Source organism: Calditrichota bacterium (assembly GCA_013152715.1).
Classification (GTDB): Bacteria; Zhuqueibacterota; Zhuqueibacteria; order Thermofontimicrobiales; family Thermofontimicrobiaceae; genus 4484-87.
Map to the genome: position 1 here is coordinate 1,455 of JAADFU010000066.1, position 16,842 is coordinate 18,296.

General features: G+C 44.4%; 12 protein-coding genes. 3 read left to right on the forward strand and 9 right to left on the reverse strand.

The features are described from left to right. The first annotated feature begins 163 nt into the window (after positions 1-163). On the forward strand, positions 164-1,411 hold the full coding sequence (locus GXO74_05225) for a hypothetical protein (protein ID NOZ61061.1): 1,248 nt from the start codon (positions 164-166) through the stop codon (positions 1,409-1,411). Between the two features lie 95 nt (positions 1,412-1,506). Here GXO74_05225 and GXO74_05230 read toward each other — a convergent pair whose 3' ends face one another. Genes GXO74_05230 through GXO74_05245 form a run of 4 tightly spaced genes read right to left on the reverse strand, consistent with a single transcriptional unit; the run spans position 1,507 to position 7,314 of the window. Further along, complete coding sequence (locus GXO74_05230) at positions 1,507-4,560, reverse strand: efflux RND transporter permease subunit (GenBank protein NOZ61062.1); 3,054 nt, start codon at positions 4,558-4,560, stop codon at positions 1,507-1,509. A gap of 1 nt (position 4,561) precedes the next feature. Then, positions 4,562-5,440, reverse strand: coding sequence for an efflux RND transporter periplasmic adaptor subunit (locus GXO74_05235; GenBank protein ID NOZ61063.1), 879 nt, complete (start codon positions 5,438-5,440; stop codon positions 4,562-4,564). Between the two features lie 52 nt (positions 5,441-5,492). Next, positions 5,493-6,824, reverse strand: coding sequence for a TolC family protein (locus tag GXO74_05240; protein ID NOZ61064.1), 1,332 nt, complete (start codon positions 6,822-6,824; stop codon positions 5,493-5,495). Between the two features lie 28 nt (positions 6,825-6,852). Continuing rightward, a complete protein-coding gene (locus tag GXO74_05245) occupies positions 6,853-7,314 on the reverse strand; it encodes a MarR family transcriptional regulator (protein ID NOZ61065.1) in 462 nt (153 codons plus the stop codon). A gap of 308 nt (positions 7,315-7,622) precedes the next feature. Between GXO74_05245 and GXO74_05250 the strand changes: the two genes are divergently transcribed. Beyond that, positions 7,623-8,633: a cobalamin-independent methionine synthase II family protein gene (locus GXO74_05250; GenBank protein NOZ61066.1), complete on the forward strand. Its 1,011-nt coding sequence runs from the start codon at positions 7,623-7,625 to the stop codon at positions 8,631-8,633. 82 nt (positions 8,634-8,715) lie between these two features. Next, positions 8,716-9,762 (forward strand): hypothetical protein, encoded by a 1,047-nt coding sequence (locus GXO74_05255; GenBank protein ID NOZ61067.1) that lies wholly within the window; start codon positions 8,716-8,718, stop codon positions 9,760-9,762. A gap of 98 nt (positions 9,763-9,860) precedes the next feature. Here the strand turns inward: GXO74_05255 and GXO74_05260 are convergent, their stop codons facing one another. The 5 genes from GXO74_05260 to GXO74_05280 form a co-directional block, all read right to left on the reverse strand. After that, positions 9,861-11,093 (reverse strand): T9SS type A sorting domain-containing protein, encoded by a 1,233-nt coding sequence (locus tag GXO74_05260; protein NOZ61068.1) that lies wholly within the window; start codon positions 11,091-11,093, stop codon positions 9,861-9,863. Between the two features lie 71 nt (positions 11,094-11,164). Beyond that, positions 11,165-11,365: a hypothetical protein gene (locus GXO74_05265; GenBank protein ID NOZ61069.1), complete on the reverse strand. Its 201-nt coding sequence runs from the start codon at positions 11,363-11,365 to the stop codon at positions 11,165-11,167. A 273-nt stretch (positions 11,366-11,638) separates the two neighbouring features. Then, a complete protein-coding gene (locus GXO74_05270; GenBank protein ID NOZ61070.1) occupies positions 11,639-12,556 on the reverse strand; it encodes a T9SS type A sorting domain-containing protein in 918 nt (305 codons plus the stop codon). Between the two features lie 474 nt (positions 12,557-13,030). Beyond that, on the reverse strand, positions 13,031-14,980 hold the full coding sequence (locus GXO74_05275; GenBank protein NOZ61071.1) for a T9SS type A sorting domain-containing protein: 1,950 nt from the start codon (positions 14,978-14,980) through the stop codon (positions 13,031-13,033). A gap of 12 nt (positions 14,981-14,992) precedes the next feature. Then, positions 14,993-16,657, reverse strand: coding sequence for a hypothetical protein (locus GXO74_05280; GenBank protein ID NOZ61072.1), 1,665 nt, complete (start codon positions 16,655-16,657; stop codon positions 14,993-14,995). Positions 16,658-16,842 lie beyond the last annotated feature (185 nt).

Here is a 16,842-nt window from a genome sequence, read left to right on the forward strand (position 1 = left end):
AAAATTGAAACTTAAATTAAGATAAATTAAATTTAATATCAAAACAAGTTAGGAACTGTTAGCTAACTGTTAGCTAACAATTTTCAAAATAATTTTAAGATTTTGCAATTTTTTATTGCTAATTATGTGAAAAATTTTTATTTTCTAAAAAAGAGGCACGAAGATGATCGACAATTCAACCGAAAAAGCTATTCTGGAAAAGATCATTAGTAGCAAGGCATTTGACAAGACGGATAAATACAGCCAGTTGTTAACCTACCTCGTTAACTGTTCAATTCGCAACAAAATCCCAAAAGAATATTCCATTGCTGTTGATGTGTTTGACAAAGACAAAGATTTCGATCCATCGCTGGATACCATTGTCCGCTATTACATGCATCGATTGAGAAAAAAATTAAATGAGTATTACTCCGATGAGGGCAGAAGTGATAAAATTAAGCTGGTGATTCCCAAAGGGCATTACGAGGTTAAATTCCTTCGTAACTCCAAAACGCCGGTTAAATTTTGGCAAAATTTCACCCGCAAAGACTGGGTTTTTGTTTTTACCATTGTCTTTTTGTGTTTATCTGCATTACTATCATATCACAGATATTTATCCCTGACAAAAATAGCACGCGTAATTGACCATCCCATTGACATTGATGATCCGATTTGGTCTGTTTTTTTTGAAAATCAACTGCCGACGATACTTTTCATTGGGGATCATTTTTTGGTCCGGGAGTATTATGATGATTCAGGCGGGTACCGGGAACAAATCGATTATTCAATTACGACCAGAGCAGAGTTCAATCGATTTGTCAGTCTTCATCCGGATCGCAAACTACTAAAACTTGATCATGGATCACTTCCGCATAATAGCATTTTTAATCTTTACGATATTGAACATGTATTTTATTCTTTCAATCAGCGCCCTGAAATTCAATTCACTTCCGAGAACATGTCAAAACAAACGGATTTGCCAGCCATCGTCGACCACAACATCATTTACATGGGCGGATTCAGAAATCTGCGCCAATTGAGCTCAGTTATTGCGAAGATTCCTGTCGAATTTAAGTACACAGACACTTTTTCCGGAGAGATCCGTGTTCGCGATGAGGACTCTGACTCGCTGCTCATTTTTAAGACCAGAAAATTAGAAGAAGGAAATTATTTGGATTTAGGTCTTATTGCCAAATTGCCGGGGCCTAACTCTGAAAATTATCTCTTTTTCATCGGATTTGCTTATCCTACACAGATTGAGACAGTGCGCATGATGAGCCGTCAGGAATCATTGACAAAATTGTACAATCAAACTAAAAATCAATACAAAAATTTCCCGGAATATTTTTACATGATTATTGAAGCAAAAAGTTTTGAATATGCCGCTCAGGAAACGACTATTAAATACTTGAAAGAAATCAAGAGAGAATAACGTACAAGTTAGAAAATTGACAATCTTTTTTTCTGTAAATTAATTGCTATTCTCTCTTTCTTCCAAACTCCTCTTTTCCGTTTTCTCTTTGCGGGCTACTTTTTTTCCTTTCCTTCAAACGCCGAATAAACCACCGGCACCACAATCAACGTCAAAAACGTCGAAGTCGTCAAACCACCAACAACCACAGCGCCGAGCGGCTGAAGGGCTTCGCCTCCTTCGCCTAAACCAACCGCAATGGGGAGCATGGCAAAAATTGTCGTCAGCGCTGTGATCAAAATAGGCCTCATGCGAACGGTTCCGGCTTCAACGATGGCGTCATTTTTAGAGTAACCGCGCGCCCGAAGTTGGGTGATGTAATCAATGAGCAAAATGCCGTTATTTACCACGATCCCCACCAGCATAATTGAACCCAGCAGCGCGTTCATGCTCAAAGCGGCGCCGAAAATGACCAGTCCCAGCAAAACGCCGATCATCGCCAGCGGAATGGTCATGGCGATAGTGAACGGGTGCTTGAACGAATTAAATTGTGTTCCCATGACCACGTACACCAGAAAAATTGCAATCAGCAGCGCCGTCATCAAACTGCTGAAAGAATCTCTGATCGCTTTCGATTGTCCGCCGAAAGTAATGTAGTAATCGCGGGGAAGATGCAGTTGCAAAACTTTTTGCTTTACGTCTGCCGCAACCTTTCGCTGAGAGCGTCCCAAAACATCTGCTTTGATTTCCACAACACGCTGTTGATCAAACCGCTTGATCTGGCTCGGCGCTCGCTCCAGCGAAACCGTCGCCACAGCACTCAACGGCACAGTTACTCCCTTCGGCGTCGCCAACGGCAAATTGAGAATATCATTGATGGACTGAGCTTGCTTTTCGTTCAATTTAACGCGGATATCATATTCCTTGCCGTAACTACTGAGCTTCGTAATCGCGGCGCCCAACAAAGCCGTGCTCACGTTTCCGGCAATCTGGGTCGTACTCAGTCCCAAGTCTGCCGCGCGAACCCGATCCACGTTAATGTTAAATTCTGAAAATCCTTCCTGAATGGAGCTTTTCAAATTCACAATTCCCGGAATGGGTTGAATCTTCTCCATCGCGCGTTGCCCGATTTCTTCCAGCACTTGCAAATTATCCCCGACAATCCGCACATTGACCGGCTCGCGTTTCATTCCCTCAGTCACCTCGATTTGTCTGACGCGCACCTGCGTACCTGGAATTTCTGTCCATTGGCGACGAATTTCATCCATGAGCGAAGCGATTTGTGAGTAAAATTCCTTTTTCAATTTTATGTTTATCATTCCGTAATTTGGTTTGAGCTCTCCTCGGGCGGACGCCACGCCGATTGTGGTGTAAAGCTGTTCGATTTCCTTTTTTCCGGCGAGGTCGTGCTCAATTCTCTTTATCCACAAATCTGTTTTTTCAATTGTCGAACCTTCCGGCAGCACTAATTCCACGCGAAATTCGCCCTGATTGATTTTGGGCATCAATTCCACATCCAGCAGCGGCATCAGAACCATAATGCTGACGATGAAAATTAAAATCGCCATGAAAATCGTCAACAATTTGTGGCGCAGACTCCAGGAAATCGTTTTTCGGTAAATGCTCAGCATCCGCTCGAACAGCGCCTGCCAGCCACGAAGGAAAAATCCCAATTTTGACTGGCTAATTTCCGGCTTCATCAGGCGATAACTGAGCATGGGAACAATGGTCAACGCCACAATAATTGAGAGCGAGAGAGCAAAAACAATGGTCAACGCCAACTCTCCCAGCAACACCGCGAACAAGCCCATCAAAAATGCCAGGGGAAAAAACACCACCACCGATGTCAAAGTCGATGCTGTGATTGCGATGCCGACTTCGCTGGTGGCGTCCACGACAGTTTTCAGCCGATCCTGCGAGTTATTTTCTCGCAGGTGTCGATAAATATTCTCTATCACCACCACCGAAGAGTCCACGATCATGCCGACGCCCAGCGCTAATCCGCCGAGAGAAATTGTGTTAATCGTCAGCCCAAAAGTGTCGATCAGAAAAAATGTCCCGATGATGGAAATGGGAATGGAGAGCACAATGATCAGCGTATTGCGCAAATTTCCCAGAAAGAGCAGCAAAATGATCGACGCCAGTATCGCTCCGATGGCGGCATTTCTGACGACATTTTGAATGCTATTTTTGATAAAAACAGATTGATCTTGAATAATCGTCATCTGAATATCTTTGGGCAAAACCTTTCTAATTTTTTTCAATTCATCTTTCACTTCATCGCACATGGTGACGGTGTTTCCGCCGCTTTTTTCGCGCACAGCCAAACCGACCATCGGCTCGCCGTTCAAACGAATAATTGTCTGGCGCTCTTTGTTTTTCAAATGAACTTTTGCCACATTTTTCAATCGAATGGGCTTTCCGTTAGGCGCGGCAATGATCAAATTTTCGATATCGTCAATTTCTTTGAATTTTCCCGTTGTACGCACAAAATAATTTTTTCGCCCCGTCTTCAGTTTTCCGGCAGGGAGATCCATATTTTCCGAAGCCAAAATCCCTGAAATTTGACTTAAACTTAGACCATAAGCGGCTAACTTTCCGGCGTCCACTTCCACGGCGACTTCCTGATCAAAACCGCCAAAAATCTGCACCGTCGCCACATCCTTCAGGCGCAAAAATCTATTTTTCAAGTTCGTTTCCACAAAATCCTTGATCTCATTCAAATCGCGGGTATCGGAACGAAAACCGAGCTCGATCCCCGGCGGCAGAAAATCCTGCACTTGCAGCACCTTCGGCTCCAAAACACCGCGAGGAAATCGACTACGCGCCTTGTTTGTCCGCTCCTGCACTTTGACCTTTGATTCCTCAAAATCAATTCCCCAACCAAAGCGAACGTAAACCTGACACAAACCTTCCATGCAGGTCGTCTCAATTTCTTCCACGCCATCAATGGTGCTAAATTCTTCTTCGAGAGGTTTGGCTAATTGCTCTTCAATTTCCTCGGGGCCGGCACCCGGATAAGGCGCCATCACGATCAACGTCGGCGCAACAAACTCGGGCCAAAACGACACCGGGATGCGCGGGATGGAAATAATTCCCAAAAATACAACGCTCAATGTAAAAAGAATCGTACCAACGTTCCTTTTGATACTTATCTCTGCCAATTTCATTTTATTTTTCCTCGATAATTTTTACCAGAGTTCCGTCGGAAAGCATATTTTGTCCCATGACGACAACCAGATCGTCGGTTTTGAGATCGCCGGTGACTTCCACCATTGAATCTAAAAATTCCCCGGTCGCCACCTTCACTAATCTGGCGCGATTATTTTCCACGACAAACACAAAGCGCTCCACGCCGCTTTTGACAACCGCGTCGAGAGGAACCACCAGCCCTGTGCGAGAGCCGGTCGCTAATTTTGCTCGAGCAAACATTCCCGGACGCAGCCGATGATCACCATTTTTCAGCGCCACTTTCACCGGCAACATGCGCGAACGCGAATCCACCACCGGGCTGATTTCCCGAATTTTTCCTTGGAAAGTTTCTCCAGAAAAAGCATCCAGCATCAGCGACATGCTCATTCCGTGCTTTATTTCAGACAGATATTTTTCCGGCACATTAAGTCTGACATCGACCGGGTCAAGTCGGCTGATTTCGTAAGCTGGCGTTTGCATACTTACCCGATCGCCGACGTCCACCGCGTCGCGGGTAATAATGCCAGAAACAGTAGCATTGATTTTCACGTTGGCGTATTCCATGCCCGGAATATCCTGCTTCACTTCTGCCAAAACCTGATCTTTTTTCACCTGCTCCCCGCTTTTGACAAATTCTTTGACGACCAAACCATTTGCTCTCGGAAAAACAGTTACTTTGTAGCGCGGCGCCACTTCGCCGGTAATGAGAATTGTGGCGCGTATCGTTTGTTCGCTCACTTTTGCCACATAGACAGGAATGGCTTCCTCTTTCTTCACCTGAGCAGATTCATTACTTTTTTTACCGCAAAAAGAAAGCGAAAGCGCTAAAATCATAATCAGAAAAATTAACTTGCGCATCTATTTTCTCCTTTGAATTTATTTTCAAAATTTCCAGAATTAATTTTCAGAATTATTGAATAGCAAATTCAAACCAGGAAAAATCTTCCACCGCCTGACAGATCGCCAGCTTTGCCATGATGTGATTGAAAATCGCCTGCACATAAAGCAGTTCCGCCTGATTGAGCATTTGCTGCGCGTCCAGCACATCCAGCGATGCGACCAGTCCGTCGCGGTACTGGATTTCCGCAGTTTTCAGCGTCTCACGGGAAAGGCGAATATTTTCTTTCTGCGCGGAAATTTTGGCTTCCGCCTGGCGCAGGGCAATAATTGCTTCGCGCAATTGCAGCTTGATCATCTCTCGCGCTTCTTTTTCCTGCTCCAGTAAAACCTCATAATCGAGCCGCGCCTGTTCCACCTTTTTGGAAGTAGCAAATCCGTCAAAAATGGGAAAACTGAGCTGCACGCCGGCATTGTAATTGTCGACAAATTTTTCCGGATCCATGGGATCGAAACCATTGGTGACGTTGTAGCCGGAAAACAAAAACAAATTCGGTTTGTTGCCGCTGTTTGCCAATTGAATCTGCGACCGGGACATCTGTTGACGCAAATGCAACCCTGCCAGATCGGACCGTCGCGAAAGTGCCTTTTCGATCAATTTTTTCTCGTCAAAATTCACCGGTTCAAAACGAATCGAATCCGCAAGCACAATTTCCTTTTCATCTTTTCCGATCAATTTTCCCAAATAGATGAGGCTTTTTTGCAAATTTCCCTCGGCGTCCTGCAATTGCGTTTTAGCATTTTTCAGTTGAACTTCCGCCTGCATCATTTGCAAACGCGGCACGATGCCGGCGTCAAATTTTTTCCTGCTGACCTCAAAATGGTGCTGCGCACGCTTGACATTTGATTCGTGCAGGCGAATCACTTCCTCATTCAGCAGCACGGAAAAATAGCCCTGCAAAACCTGCGCGGTGAGCGATAAACGTTGCTGCCGCCGCTGAATTTTCGAGAGTGACGCTCCTGCCTGAGCCAATTCAATGGTGCTGCTGACTCTCCCCCAGGTAAACAGCGGCAATTGCAGTTTCACATCGACGTTCACGCGATTAGGCGTGCCGAATCGGATTTTTTTTATTTCGCCGCCAGGCCCCATGGGAATGGAAAAAGAAGTGATTTTGCCAATTCTGGTGTACAAACTGCTCAAAGAAATACTCGGCAGCCGCTGCGCCTTTGACTCCGCCAGCGCTGCGGAAGCTGATTTCACCGCGTAATTTGACGCTTTCAGCAAATGGCTCTTTTCAAAAGCCATTTCGAGGCAATCCTTCAGCGCCACTTTTGATTGGCTAAAAACTAATGACGATGAAGAAATTAAAATAATTACTAAAAGAACCAACTTCGTTTTTCGCATGGCACACTCCTGCCTTTTGCATTTTCTTTCAAGAACTTAATTCCGTGAAATGATATTTGTCCACGATCCGTTGAATTTGTTCGAACGAGTCGACTAACCGTGTTTGATCTTTTTCGTCCAAAATTTCCAGAATAGTGCGATAATAATCTTTGATGCGTTCCCGCTGAGTCTGAATGAGCTTTTTCGCACGCGGGGTCAGAATAAGTCTCGTTTTGCGCTTGTCTTCCGGGTCTTTTTCTCGTTTTAACATCTGCTGCTGCACCAGACGGTCGATAATTTCACTGGCGCTACTTTGCGCAATATTCAATTGCTGTTTCAATTCATTGACGCTCAGAGAGTCAAAGTGATGAACCACCATTAAAACGCGAAATTGCGCCAGAGAAAAATCAGATACGCGCGATACATCCACCGCGATATTGTGAAAAAAATGCATCACTGAAATGAACGATTTGTAAAATCGCTCCATATTTTCATTAAGTGTTTTGTCCATTTACATCTCGCAATCTATCGTTTTCCGATATATCGGTTTCCGATAAAATACAAAATTATTTTTTCATTGTCAAGTTTTTTTTACCAAGATATGAGAGGCTCCAAATTTTCTGTCTCAATTAAACTATTTTTTTATTAGAGTCATTGCGCCTTGGTGGTTTAAAAAATTAATATCCACCCCTTTTGCGAATCAGAAAAAATTTAAATTTGATTTGACATTTACTTTCAAAAATCTTATCTTAATTTAATGTTCTACTGTAATTCACACCTACCAAAGAATCAGAATTTCTCTGCGATCAGGAGAAAAAAATGTCCGCAAATAAACCGGAAATTTTAACGACAACAGTTGGCTCGTATCCTGTACCGGCATGGCTGGCAGCAAATCCGTCGGAACAAGCTCTGATTGACGCCATTCGCGTTGTCGTTGACACGCAGCGTCAGGCGGGAATTGATTTGCCCACCGACGGCGAACTCTATCGCTTCGACATCAATCACCCGGAAACCAACGGCATGATCGATTACTTTGTCCGCCCTCTCGGTGGGATTCGGACGCAGATCGGTCGGACTGATTGGATTGAATTTTCTCGCAGAAGGACCATGGGATTTCGCCTGCAACCCGCCGGCGTCGTGGAATCAGAAATCGAAGAAGGAAGTCTGAATTTGTACCGCGATTGGTTGCGCACCTATCGCATCGCCGGAAAAAATTTCAAATTTACGCTCACCAGTCCCTACATGTTGGCGCGCACTTTGCTGGATCGCTACTACAAAAATTTTGAAAAACTCACCTTGCGCCTTGCTGACGTACTTGCCGAGCAGGTGCCAGATTTGCAATGCGCCTGCGTGCAAGTGGACGAAGCCAACATTACCGGCAATCCCGAAGACGGAGACCTCGCCGCTGAGGCAATCAATCGCATTCTCGACAAAGTTCGCGTCGAGAAAGCGGTGCATTTCTGCTTTGGCAATTACGGCGGCCAGACTATCCAGCAGGGGAACTGGAAAAAATTGATTCGTTTTCTGAATCAGCTTCGCGCTGATCATTTGGTGCTGGAAGTCGCCCATCGCCCGGAAAGCGATTTGGACGTTCTACAAGAAATTGATCAAAAAATCGCTCTGGGAATCGGCGTCATCGACATCAAAGTCAACCATGTCGAGACTCCCGAAGAAGTGGCGCGACGCATCGAATACGCCGCTGAAAAATTGGGACAAAAGCGCATCGCTTACGTGCATCCTGACTGCGGCTTTTGGATGCTCAAACGCAGTATTGCGGACAGAAAAATTGTCAATCTGGTCAAAGGAAGAGATTTATTTCTGGGAATTTAGTTGAAGAGGGAAATTGGGGTGGTTCCGAAGAAATCAAAAAATAGCGAAAAACACTCACAAAGCCAAGAAGGAGACCCTCACAATGGCAAAAAGAATTCTCTCACTGCTCGTTCTTCTGATGCTGATTTCCAACATTCACCTTTTCGCACAGGACAGGCAAATCGTGATCCCCAAACCAGTCGCCGGATCGCCGTTCGTCATTAATGACACTGCTGATTTATTTGGCAAAGCCTGGCGTTTCTACCGCGACGGATTTACTGACTGGGCCGCTGATTCGCTGCGGAAACTCATCGCTGAAATGGGCTTTGAAATCAATCCCGGCGCTTACTACATCGTCGTGGCTAATTTTAACGACGAAGAATCTCCCATCGGCATGTTTCACGGCAATGCTCATTTCCACGACACACGGCTGTACGGTTTGACATCGGCGTCGCTGTATTACATTTTCATTTCCCGGGATGAAAATGCGCACTCCTATCTTTCCACCGTGCTCACGCGCAAATCTTCCTATTTTGAGCAGGTGCTGCCTTACTTCATCGGTCTGTTTCCCATTTTCTCGCAGACAGCCACCGGCGAAAATAGCACCTGGATGGACGTGCGCAAATTTGACATCCCTAAAAAATTTCAGAAATATTGCGACATTTCCGTTGTTGTGAAAAAGAATTTTTCGGACACCCATTTTCTGGCGCATGAAGTTTTTGACAATTCCGCTCCGGAACGTTGGGGTTTCGGTATCGCCACAGCGATCACAACCGTCAGCGACGTGGACATTGTGCTGGAAAACGGCGTCATCGTCATCCGTCCCAAAAACAGAGGCGATTTGGCGACTTTTGGCTTGATCAATTATCATTTCAAGCCGGTGGACACAAAAGCGCGGCGGCTGGCGACTTCATTTCATCTCGCCGGTGGTCTGCGCATTTCGGACACTATCGAACCGATTCTCGGTTTCGGCTTTGGTATTCCGCTCGATTTCATTGATCTGCATCTGTTCGCCGGCTACAGCGTGGAATTTGCCAACGAACTCAAATCGGGCTACAACATCGGTCAGGCCGTCAACCAAGGAGTTGATCCATTTAAACTCAAATTGCGCGGGAAACCGAGATTGGGAATTGAGATAAAATTTCCGTAATTTTTTCTGAAGATGTGGTCCACCTCTGAGGTGGGCTACATCTTATTAATGAGAAAATATCTGAAGCTGACTCTGACGATTTTTTACTTTGCCAATTATCATTCCAGCAAAATCATTTTCTTTGTAAAACTTATTGAATTTGTCTGCACTTGCACAAAATAGATTCCGCTTGCCAGTCCGGTTGCATTAAACAAAAATGAATATTCTCCCGACTTCTGCCCTTTCATCTCCAATATTTTGACGATTTTCCCCCTCATGTTGAAAATATTTAATCTGACGTCGCCCGATCTTGGAATCATTAGTTTGACAGTAGCAAAATCATTGAAAGGATTGGGATAAATTCGGAGCGCAAAATCAGTTATGATAGTCTTCTTTTTTTGCTCTAACACATTCGTTGAGGAGGGAATTTCATATTTCTGAAAAAATTCCCACATCAAATCCGTAGCATTAATTTTTTTTGACGGCGGATCGCCAAATATGAATCCTCTTTTGCCGCCGGGCCAGGAATGACCGCCGTCGTAAGTGACATAACACAAAATTCTTGTTTCATCTTTGCAATCCCGCCATTCTCGCAACAGATATTCCCCGACTTCATGATACAAGGTATCGCTCTGCACATTGCAATTATTCAAATTTGCCCACACTGATAAAACAGAATCAACTGGCGGATTGTAGTGTCGGGAGACGCCGCTGCCTACACCGCCATAATAAGGAATGTTCTCGTCTAAAAATGAGTGAAAATGAATGATGGGTACCGCGCGTTGAGGCGATATCGCTTCGCGCAAAACCATCGTACTGGCAACCGGAGCAATGGCAGCGATTTTATTGCTAATCTCGGCGGCTAGTCTGTAACACAACATACCGCCATTAGACATTCCTGTAGCATAAATTTTATTTGTGTTAATTCTGTATCTTCCAATCAGCGTGTCAATTAAAAGGGAAATAAATCCTACATCGTCGATATTGTGATCTCTTGCATATCCGCAGCAACCGCCTGCGTTCCAGGTGCGTTTGCCAATTAAATTTTTGACTCCTTCCGGATACACAACGATAAATTTAATCTTTGCGGTATCTGTCTTCTGGCTTAATCTTGATTGATTTTCCATATTGAAAGCATCGCCCAGGCCACCGTGAAGGGCTAAAATCAGCGAATAGGTCGAATCATTTTGATTATAATCTGGCGGTAAATGGGTTAGAAATGTGCGATAGTGATCATCGTAAAATAATGAATCATATTGCGCGATGCTCTGAATCGGCTGAATTGCACAAAATACAAGCAGAAATAGGGCAAATCTAATTGGAAATCGGCGGGCGTTTTCATTAAATTCCATTTCAAGTGTCCTTTTTTATTAGATGATAGGGAAAAGACGCTTTAACTGGAAAGCCGCACTTTGAGAGATAGTCACTGAGTCCATTGCGCCCCGGCGATGCGACGCTCATTTCCGTCGACAAGAAAAATTCGATGGTGATGGGCCAATTGAGAATGTCGGTCGCGAATGAGACGAGAAGCGGCATCATTGCCACTTTCTTCTTCCGGATATTGCTCGCCAAGATAACGCATATTTACATCTTCGTAGCCATAAAAATAACAAAATTTTGGCATTTAGCTCATCCGGCAACTTGAGATTAACTTTAAGTTCTACAGGAATTTCATAAGCTGAACTCCCATTTTCGCTAATTTCGACAGCTCCCTGATAAATTCCGGATGGTACTATTTGGGGAATGTAAATATCTACCCGAATGCTCTGTTTTTACCAGATTCAACATCAAAATCTGGAACAAGTTCCAAACATACCGCGATTTCCGGATAAAACTTATTGTGATCCGGTTTGTCCGTCCGATTACCTGTTGCCTCGCCTTCACCTGCCTAAAGATTCTACTTTAAAAGTATCATTTTCTTCGTTTGTACATTTCCTTGCACATTAAGCTGGTAAAAATAAGTTCCCGTCGCCACGCGTTGTCCATAGTCATTTCTTCCATCCCACAGTATTTCATATTTTCCTGCGAGTTGTTGCTTCTCTACCAATGTCCGCACTTTTTCTCCTATTTCATTAAAAATTGTCAACGTCACGCTTGACCTTTGTGGCAGCTCATACTCAATTTTTGTTCCGGGATTAAACGGATTAGGCGAATTTTGATGTAACGAATATTTTTTGGGCAGTGGTTCGGAATTATTAGAATCATAAACAGGAGTTCCATATTTCAGCCTTCGTGCGATAGTAGCGACTCTTTGCCCAAGTTTTCGCGCATCATCTAATTCCGAATCGCTTATTCCCTGATCTGGTGCACCTGTCATAGCAGAAGCCCCGAAACCTCCAAAGTTCACACCTCCGACTTGATAAACAGGACCCACGACAATCATGCCGTTATTCATCATTGCAAGCAACAAAGAAATCACGACAAATTCTTTTCCTCCAGTTCGCATGTCTCCGGTAGAAAAAGCCCCGCCGACTTTGTCGCCAAAATAAACGCCAAATTTGAAAGCCCAATTATCGACAAATGTTTTCATTGGACCGGCAATATTCGCAAAATAAGTCGGAGAGCCCAGAATAATACCGTCTGCATTTTGCAGATCCGATGCTGTTACTTTTGTTACTTTTTTCTTCGTCACCGCGACATCCTGTACCTTTAATGCTCCTTCTTCCACTCCAGAAGCCATTTGTTCAGTATTACCCGTAAAGGAATAGTAAGCAATCAATACATTTACTCTCTGCTGAGCAAAGAGGAATGAGTTTAAAACTAAAACTGCCATCAGAATGAGGCCGAACTTATGCAAAAAATTTATTCGCTTCACTTTAATAGTTCCTCCGTTTTTCCTTTGATAAATTCTGCAATATGGGCAAAACTCTAACATTGCCATTATAATCATGGCCAGAAACTTTCAGCAAACTTTTTGTCCCATTTGTCCTTCCATTTAGAAAATGATACAGATTCGTTGCTGCCTCATTTCTTGTAGAATCTTGCGACATTTGCTCGTAGCTTGATGTTGATTTCGAGCGGTTTGTGCCTCCTGCTAACTAACATTTTATATACCAATGACCAGTTAAATTTTACGATCAACTATTTTTATTGAAATTAGATTGTAGGGGACACATATATGCGTCCCCTACATTGTTTTTAAACGTAATATTTACAAGAATATTTTCTAACTGGTCATTCGTATTTTATATTGACAAGCCCGAAAGTTCACTTAAAAGACTTATTTTGTTTTCAAGTAAAACCTGCCGGATAATTCATGTCAAAAATTTCTGTCTTCAAATTTTCCCCTTTACTTGATCAGTACTAATTTTTGAGCAGCAGCAAATTTCTCAGTTTTCATCTGAAAAACATAAACTCCGGAAGGCAGATTATTGCCCTGCTCATCTTTACCATTCCAACGAACCGCATAATATCCGGCATTTTGCTGCTCGGAAACGAGAGTTTTGATTCTCTGGCCTCTGGCATTGTAAATGACAAGCGTAACATGAGCAGCCTCAGGAATTGAATAGCGAATATCAGTAGCCATATTGAAGGGATTCGGATAATTTTGACTTAACGAATATTTTTGTGGAACGGCTTCGGATTGAATTTGCTGAACATTCGGCATATTCAGCGACACATGAAATTCCTCGGAAAGATTTGCCGCTTTTCCCAAATCATCGGTCAAACCGTACAGCCATAATTCTGCAGAATCGACATCGTTCAAAAGTCTAAATGTAAACTCTGCCAGAGATGCATCGCCGTCGCGTTCCACGGCTTCGGTGTGAAATCCGCCAACGGTAATCACGCCATCTATGCTTTCTTTGCCTCCGAAAGCTTCCCATAATTCCGTGATTGGCGAACTTTTCACAGAGACCAGTTGCATCAAATCATCTGGGAATCCGATATTCGCTCCAAATACTCGCAAATCGCCAATTTGACTTACCTTCAGTACGATTTTCAACTCATCGCTTCGACTTGCAGGAATCTGAATGAGGCTCACTGCACGATTTGACTGAGGTTGGTTTTTCTTGAGAGAACCGGAATTACAATCAAGAGGCGCGCTGTCGCCGTTCATATATCCCTGAAAAATGTACAACGCATCGCCTGGCGTTATGCCGTTGGGCGTACAATTCACATCAGCGGCGTACAGCGCGCAGGGATTGTCGCAATCTCCGGACGGAAGCGTACCGCCGTTTAAATAAATCTGAAATGCGCACAATGCATCTCCCGGGCTAATATTGCCATCGTTATTGACATCACCTAACAGACAACTGGTGCAGGTAAACGTTCCGCTTCCGATGTTAAACCCAGCGAGGTCATCGGTTAGATTTTGAATAGTAACCAAAGAGGTTTCTCCGTTTGTACATTGATTCACGCGGAGAGTGATCTGAGCGATAGAACCCTGGCTATTTTGGGGAATGGCATCAACATTAAAACCACCGACAGTTATCACGCCGGGAGAATTTTCCTGAGCATTGAAGTTTGCCCACCCCTGGGTGAGATTTCCCTTGTTAGCATTGACAAAGGAAAATTTAGCATTGTCATAAGTAAATTGGAAGCCAAAGGCATCAATTGCATTACCGTTTCCCGAAGAATTAATATTAATGTCAATGGTCACGTCGCTCCCCTGCGCTCCTGATGCGTCAGCCGGCTGGATAAATGGCGGATTCGGATTCGGGGGAACCTGATTGATCGTAAGCGTAACCGCAATTGTCACCGGACTTCCGTCGGCTCCGGGCGCGGTCACTGTAATTGTTCCCGTATAAGTTCCGGCGGTCATGGAAGCAGAATTTACTGTGACTGTTACCAAATCTGTTTCTGTAGAAGTCGTTCCTGAAGTTGGATTTGCAGTCAGCCAGGCCATGTCATCGCTGATTGACCAGTTAAAACTCCCGCTGCTCGCATTAGAAATCGTGAACGTCCGCGTTGGCGGATTCGTACCAACCAGCGTTGTGAAATTAAGAGTCGTTGGGTTAACCGACAACGTCGGATTAATTGGCAGAGCAATCGACGCCGCCAGAAAACCGCCAGACAGGGAGAAATTAGCGCTGGCAGAGGCGCCGACAGGCGAGGCCTGCCCCAGACAATCATCTACTTTGAAAAGCGATGAATTTGAAGGCGAACCAGCCTCGCTCAGCACGTTTTTCTTTACTTTAAAATTTGTACTGGACTGGGCAACGATTTTCCCTACATTTATGAAGGTTAGCATCAGGAAAATTAGTAATGTGCCTCCAATCCATTTTTTAGAGTTCATCATTTCTAATTCTCCTTAGTGATTTTCTTTAATTGATTCCATTCCCATGGTTTTAGGCAATCCAAAAGCTTCCGGATTCAGATATTTCCCTCGTTCGAGTCCCTGTTTTTCTTTTTCTACTTGCGCGGGATGTTTTTTTGCATACGCATCGTTGCGAATTCCGGTCACTTGCCAGGAAATTTTCATGCCAGGCTTGCCGCCAGCAATTTTGAAAGTATTGTTCTGAATTTCATCCGCGATATAAACCTGAGCAAATCCGCCAATGCAGGTGAGCTGATAACGAAAATCTTTATTCAGCGCCTGAAACCATTGAGATAACTTTACGGTAGCCCCACCATTGGCATCGAGTACGACATTGCCGCTGTAAACATTATATCTTTCGTTAGATTCTATGCTATAATGGTAAAGGTACTCATTAGCGGGATCAAGCGGATGATCGATGGCAAAACTTTTGCTCGAAGCGCTAAAACTACCTGAAACGTGTACATCTCCATTAAAGTACCCGGCATAACCACTGGTGCTTTTGCCCCATACACCGTAAGCATAACTTCCGTTATTAGCCTCTCCAAAGACGCCAGTTCCGCCACTGCCGCTACTTGTACCCTTTACTCCATAGGCCGAAGAACCGCCAGATGTAATACCCTGAACTCCATTATTGTTTGTACTTCTGCCGGTAACACCATAACCGTTGGTACTATGGCCGTATAAGCCGCTCTTGGCCGAGGCGCTGGTCCAACCTTCCACACCATCATTGTTACTGCTGGTCAGTTTGAGCCCAAGGCCACTCCCACTCCACTGCGCACCCCAGTGGTTGTGAGAGGCGTTGGCAAAATTACTGGCATGTTTGCCATCCACCTTATCGGCATCCAGTCCGTTGCCCGAGCCTGTATGCAAACGAGCATTGTTAATTTTGCCGGTTGTGATATCAGAGCCGCTGTGCGTATGGCTAGAAGTAGCAAAATTGCTGGCGTGTTTGCCATCGACTTTATCGGCATTGATGCCATTTCCGTGTCCCATTTCTAAGCCTAAAGTTGCCGTTGGTCCCGTCGGATGGGAGACTGTCATTCCTGTACCCACATTGATTTGTGAGATTCCGCCGCCACTGCCCGTATCGTCGGTCCCGTCAGCAAAACCGGAAGGAACGTCCTTCAAATTATTCCAGGAGACCATGTTTGAGCCGTTGTTCGGTGGCGTGCCGTCAGAAGTGCGTAATTGCGTTTTTTTGTAATAGACGGTATCGTGATTGTGATCGACTAAAGCAAAAGCAGAAGCATCTTTGTCATCCAGCTTGTCCGCATTATTGGCTTCAAAGGAATAAGCCACGCTCACGATGCGCTTTCTCGGAACCATTTCATCGTCCGAGTTCACCTTGATGCCCAGATAGCGATTGCTTCCGTTAAAAGCTGATAGCGGCAACGGAGTAATGCTGCCCAAAAGCACGCTAAAATGACCGCTAACGATGGTTACGTCCTGAGTTTCTGTCCAGAGAGCAGTTCCTAGAGTTTCTACCGAATAAATGGAAAAAGTAATAGAATAAGTGTTGTCAGCGACAGGATTGTTAGTCGCCGGATCGGTCAGTACTCCCTGGTAGTTAATAAACCGCGGCACTTGCGCGCTCGCAGCAGACGCTAGAAAAAAAATCGAAAAAACAACTGCCAGGAATAATTGTGACTTCTTCATGATTGGTTCCTCCTAAAGTTAACATTAGTTTGTTAAAATTTTTGTGCAGAATTTGTAGCGCAATGATTTTCCTCTCCGATGTTGTCAAAGATTTGTGTTTAAAGCGCAGTTTTAACTAAAGGAACAGCAAGCGCTTTCCCTTTCACAAAATTAATTTTGCATTTTGCAACTCAAAAGCACTGTCG

Coding starts and splice junctions, on each gene's coding strand:
- GXO74_05240 (NOZ61064.1), bottom strand. CDS start 6,824: ATGCGAAAAACGAAGTTGGTTCTTTTAGTAATTATTTTAATTTCTTCA.
- GXO74_05265 (NOZ61069.1), bottom strand. CDS start 11,365: ATGCCAAAATTTTGTTATTTTTATGGCTACGAAGATGTAAATATGCGT.
- GXO74_05260 (NOZ61068.1), bottom strand. CDS start 11,093: ATGGAATTTAATGAAAACGCCCGCCGATTTCCAATTAGATTTGCCCTA.
- GXO74_05280 (NOZ61072.1), bottom strand. CDS start 16,657: ATGAAGAAGTCACAATTATTCCTGGCAGTTGTTTTTTCGATTTTTTTT.
- GXO74_05275 (NOZ61071.1), bottom strand. CDS start 14,980: ATGATGAACTCTAAAAAATGGATTGGAGGCACATTACTAATTTTCCTG.
- GXO74_05255 (NOZ61067.1), top strand. CDS start 8,716: ATGGCAAAAAGAATTCTCTCACTGCTCGTTCTTCTGATGCTGATTTCC.
- GXO74_05225 (NOZ61061.1), top strand. CDS start 164: ATGATCGACAATTCAACCGAAAAAGCTATTCTGGAAAAGATCATTAGT.
- GXO74_05230 (NOZ61062.1), bottom strand. CDS start 4,560: ATGAAATTGGCAGAGATAAGTATCAAAAGGAACGTTGGTACGATTCTT.
- GXO74_05250 (NOZ61066.1), top strand. CDS start 7,623: ATGTCCGCAAATAAACCGGAAATTTTAACGACAACAGTTGGCTCGTAT.
- GXO74_05245 (NOZ61065.1), bottom strand. CDS start 7,314: ATGGACAAAACACTTAATGAAAATATGGAGCGATTTTACAAATCGTTC.
- GXO74_05235 (NOZ61063.1), bottom strand. CDS start 5,440: ATGCGCAAGTTAATTTTTCTGATTATGATTTTAGCGCTTTCGCTTTCT.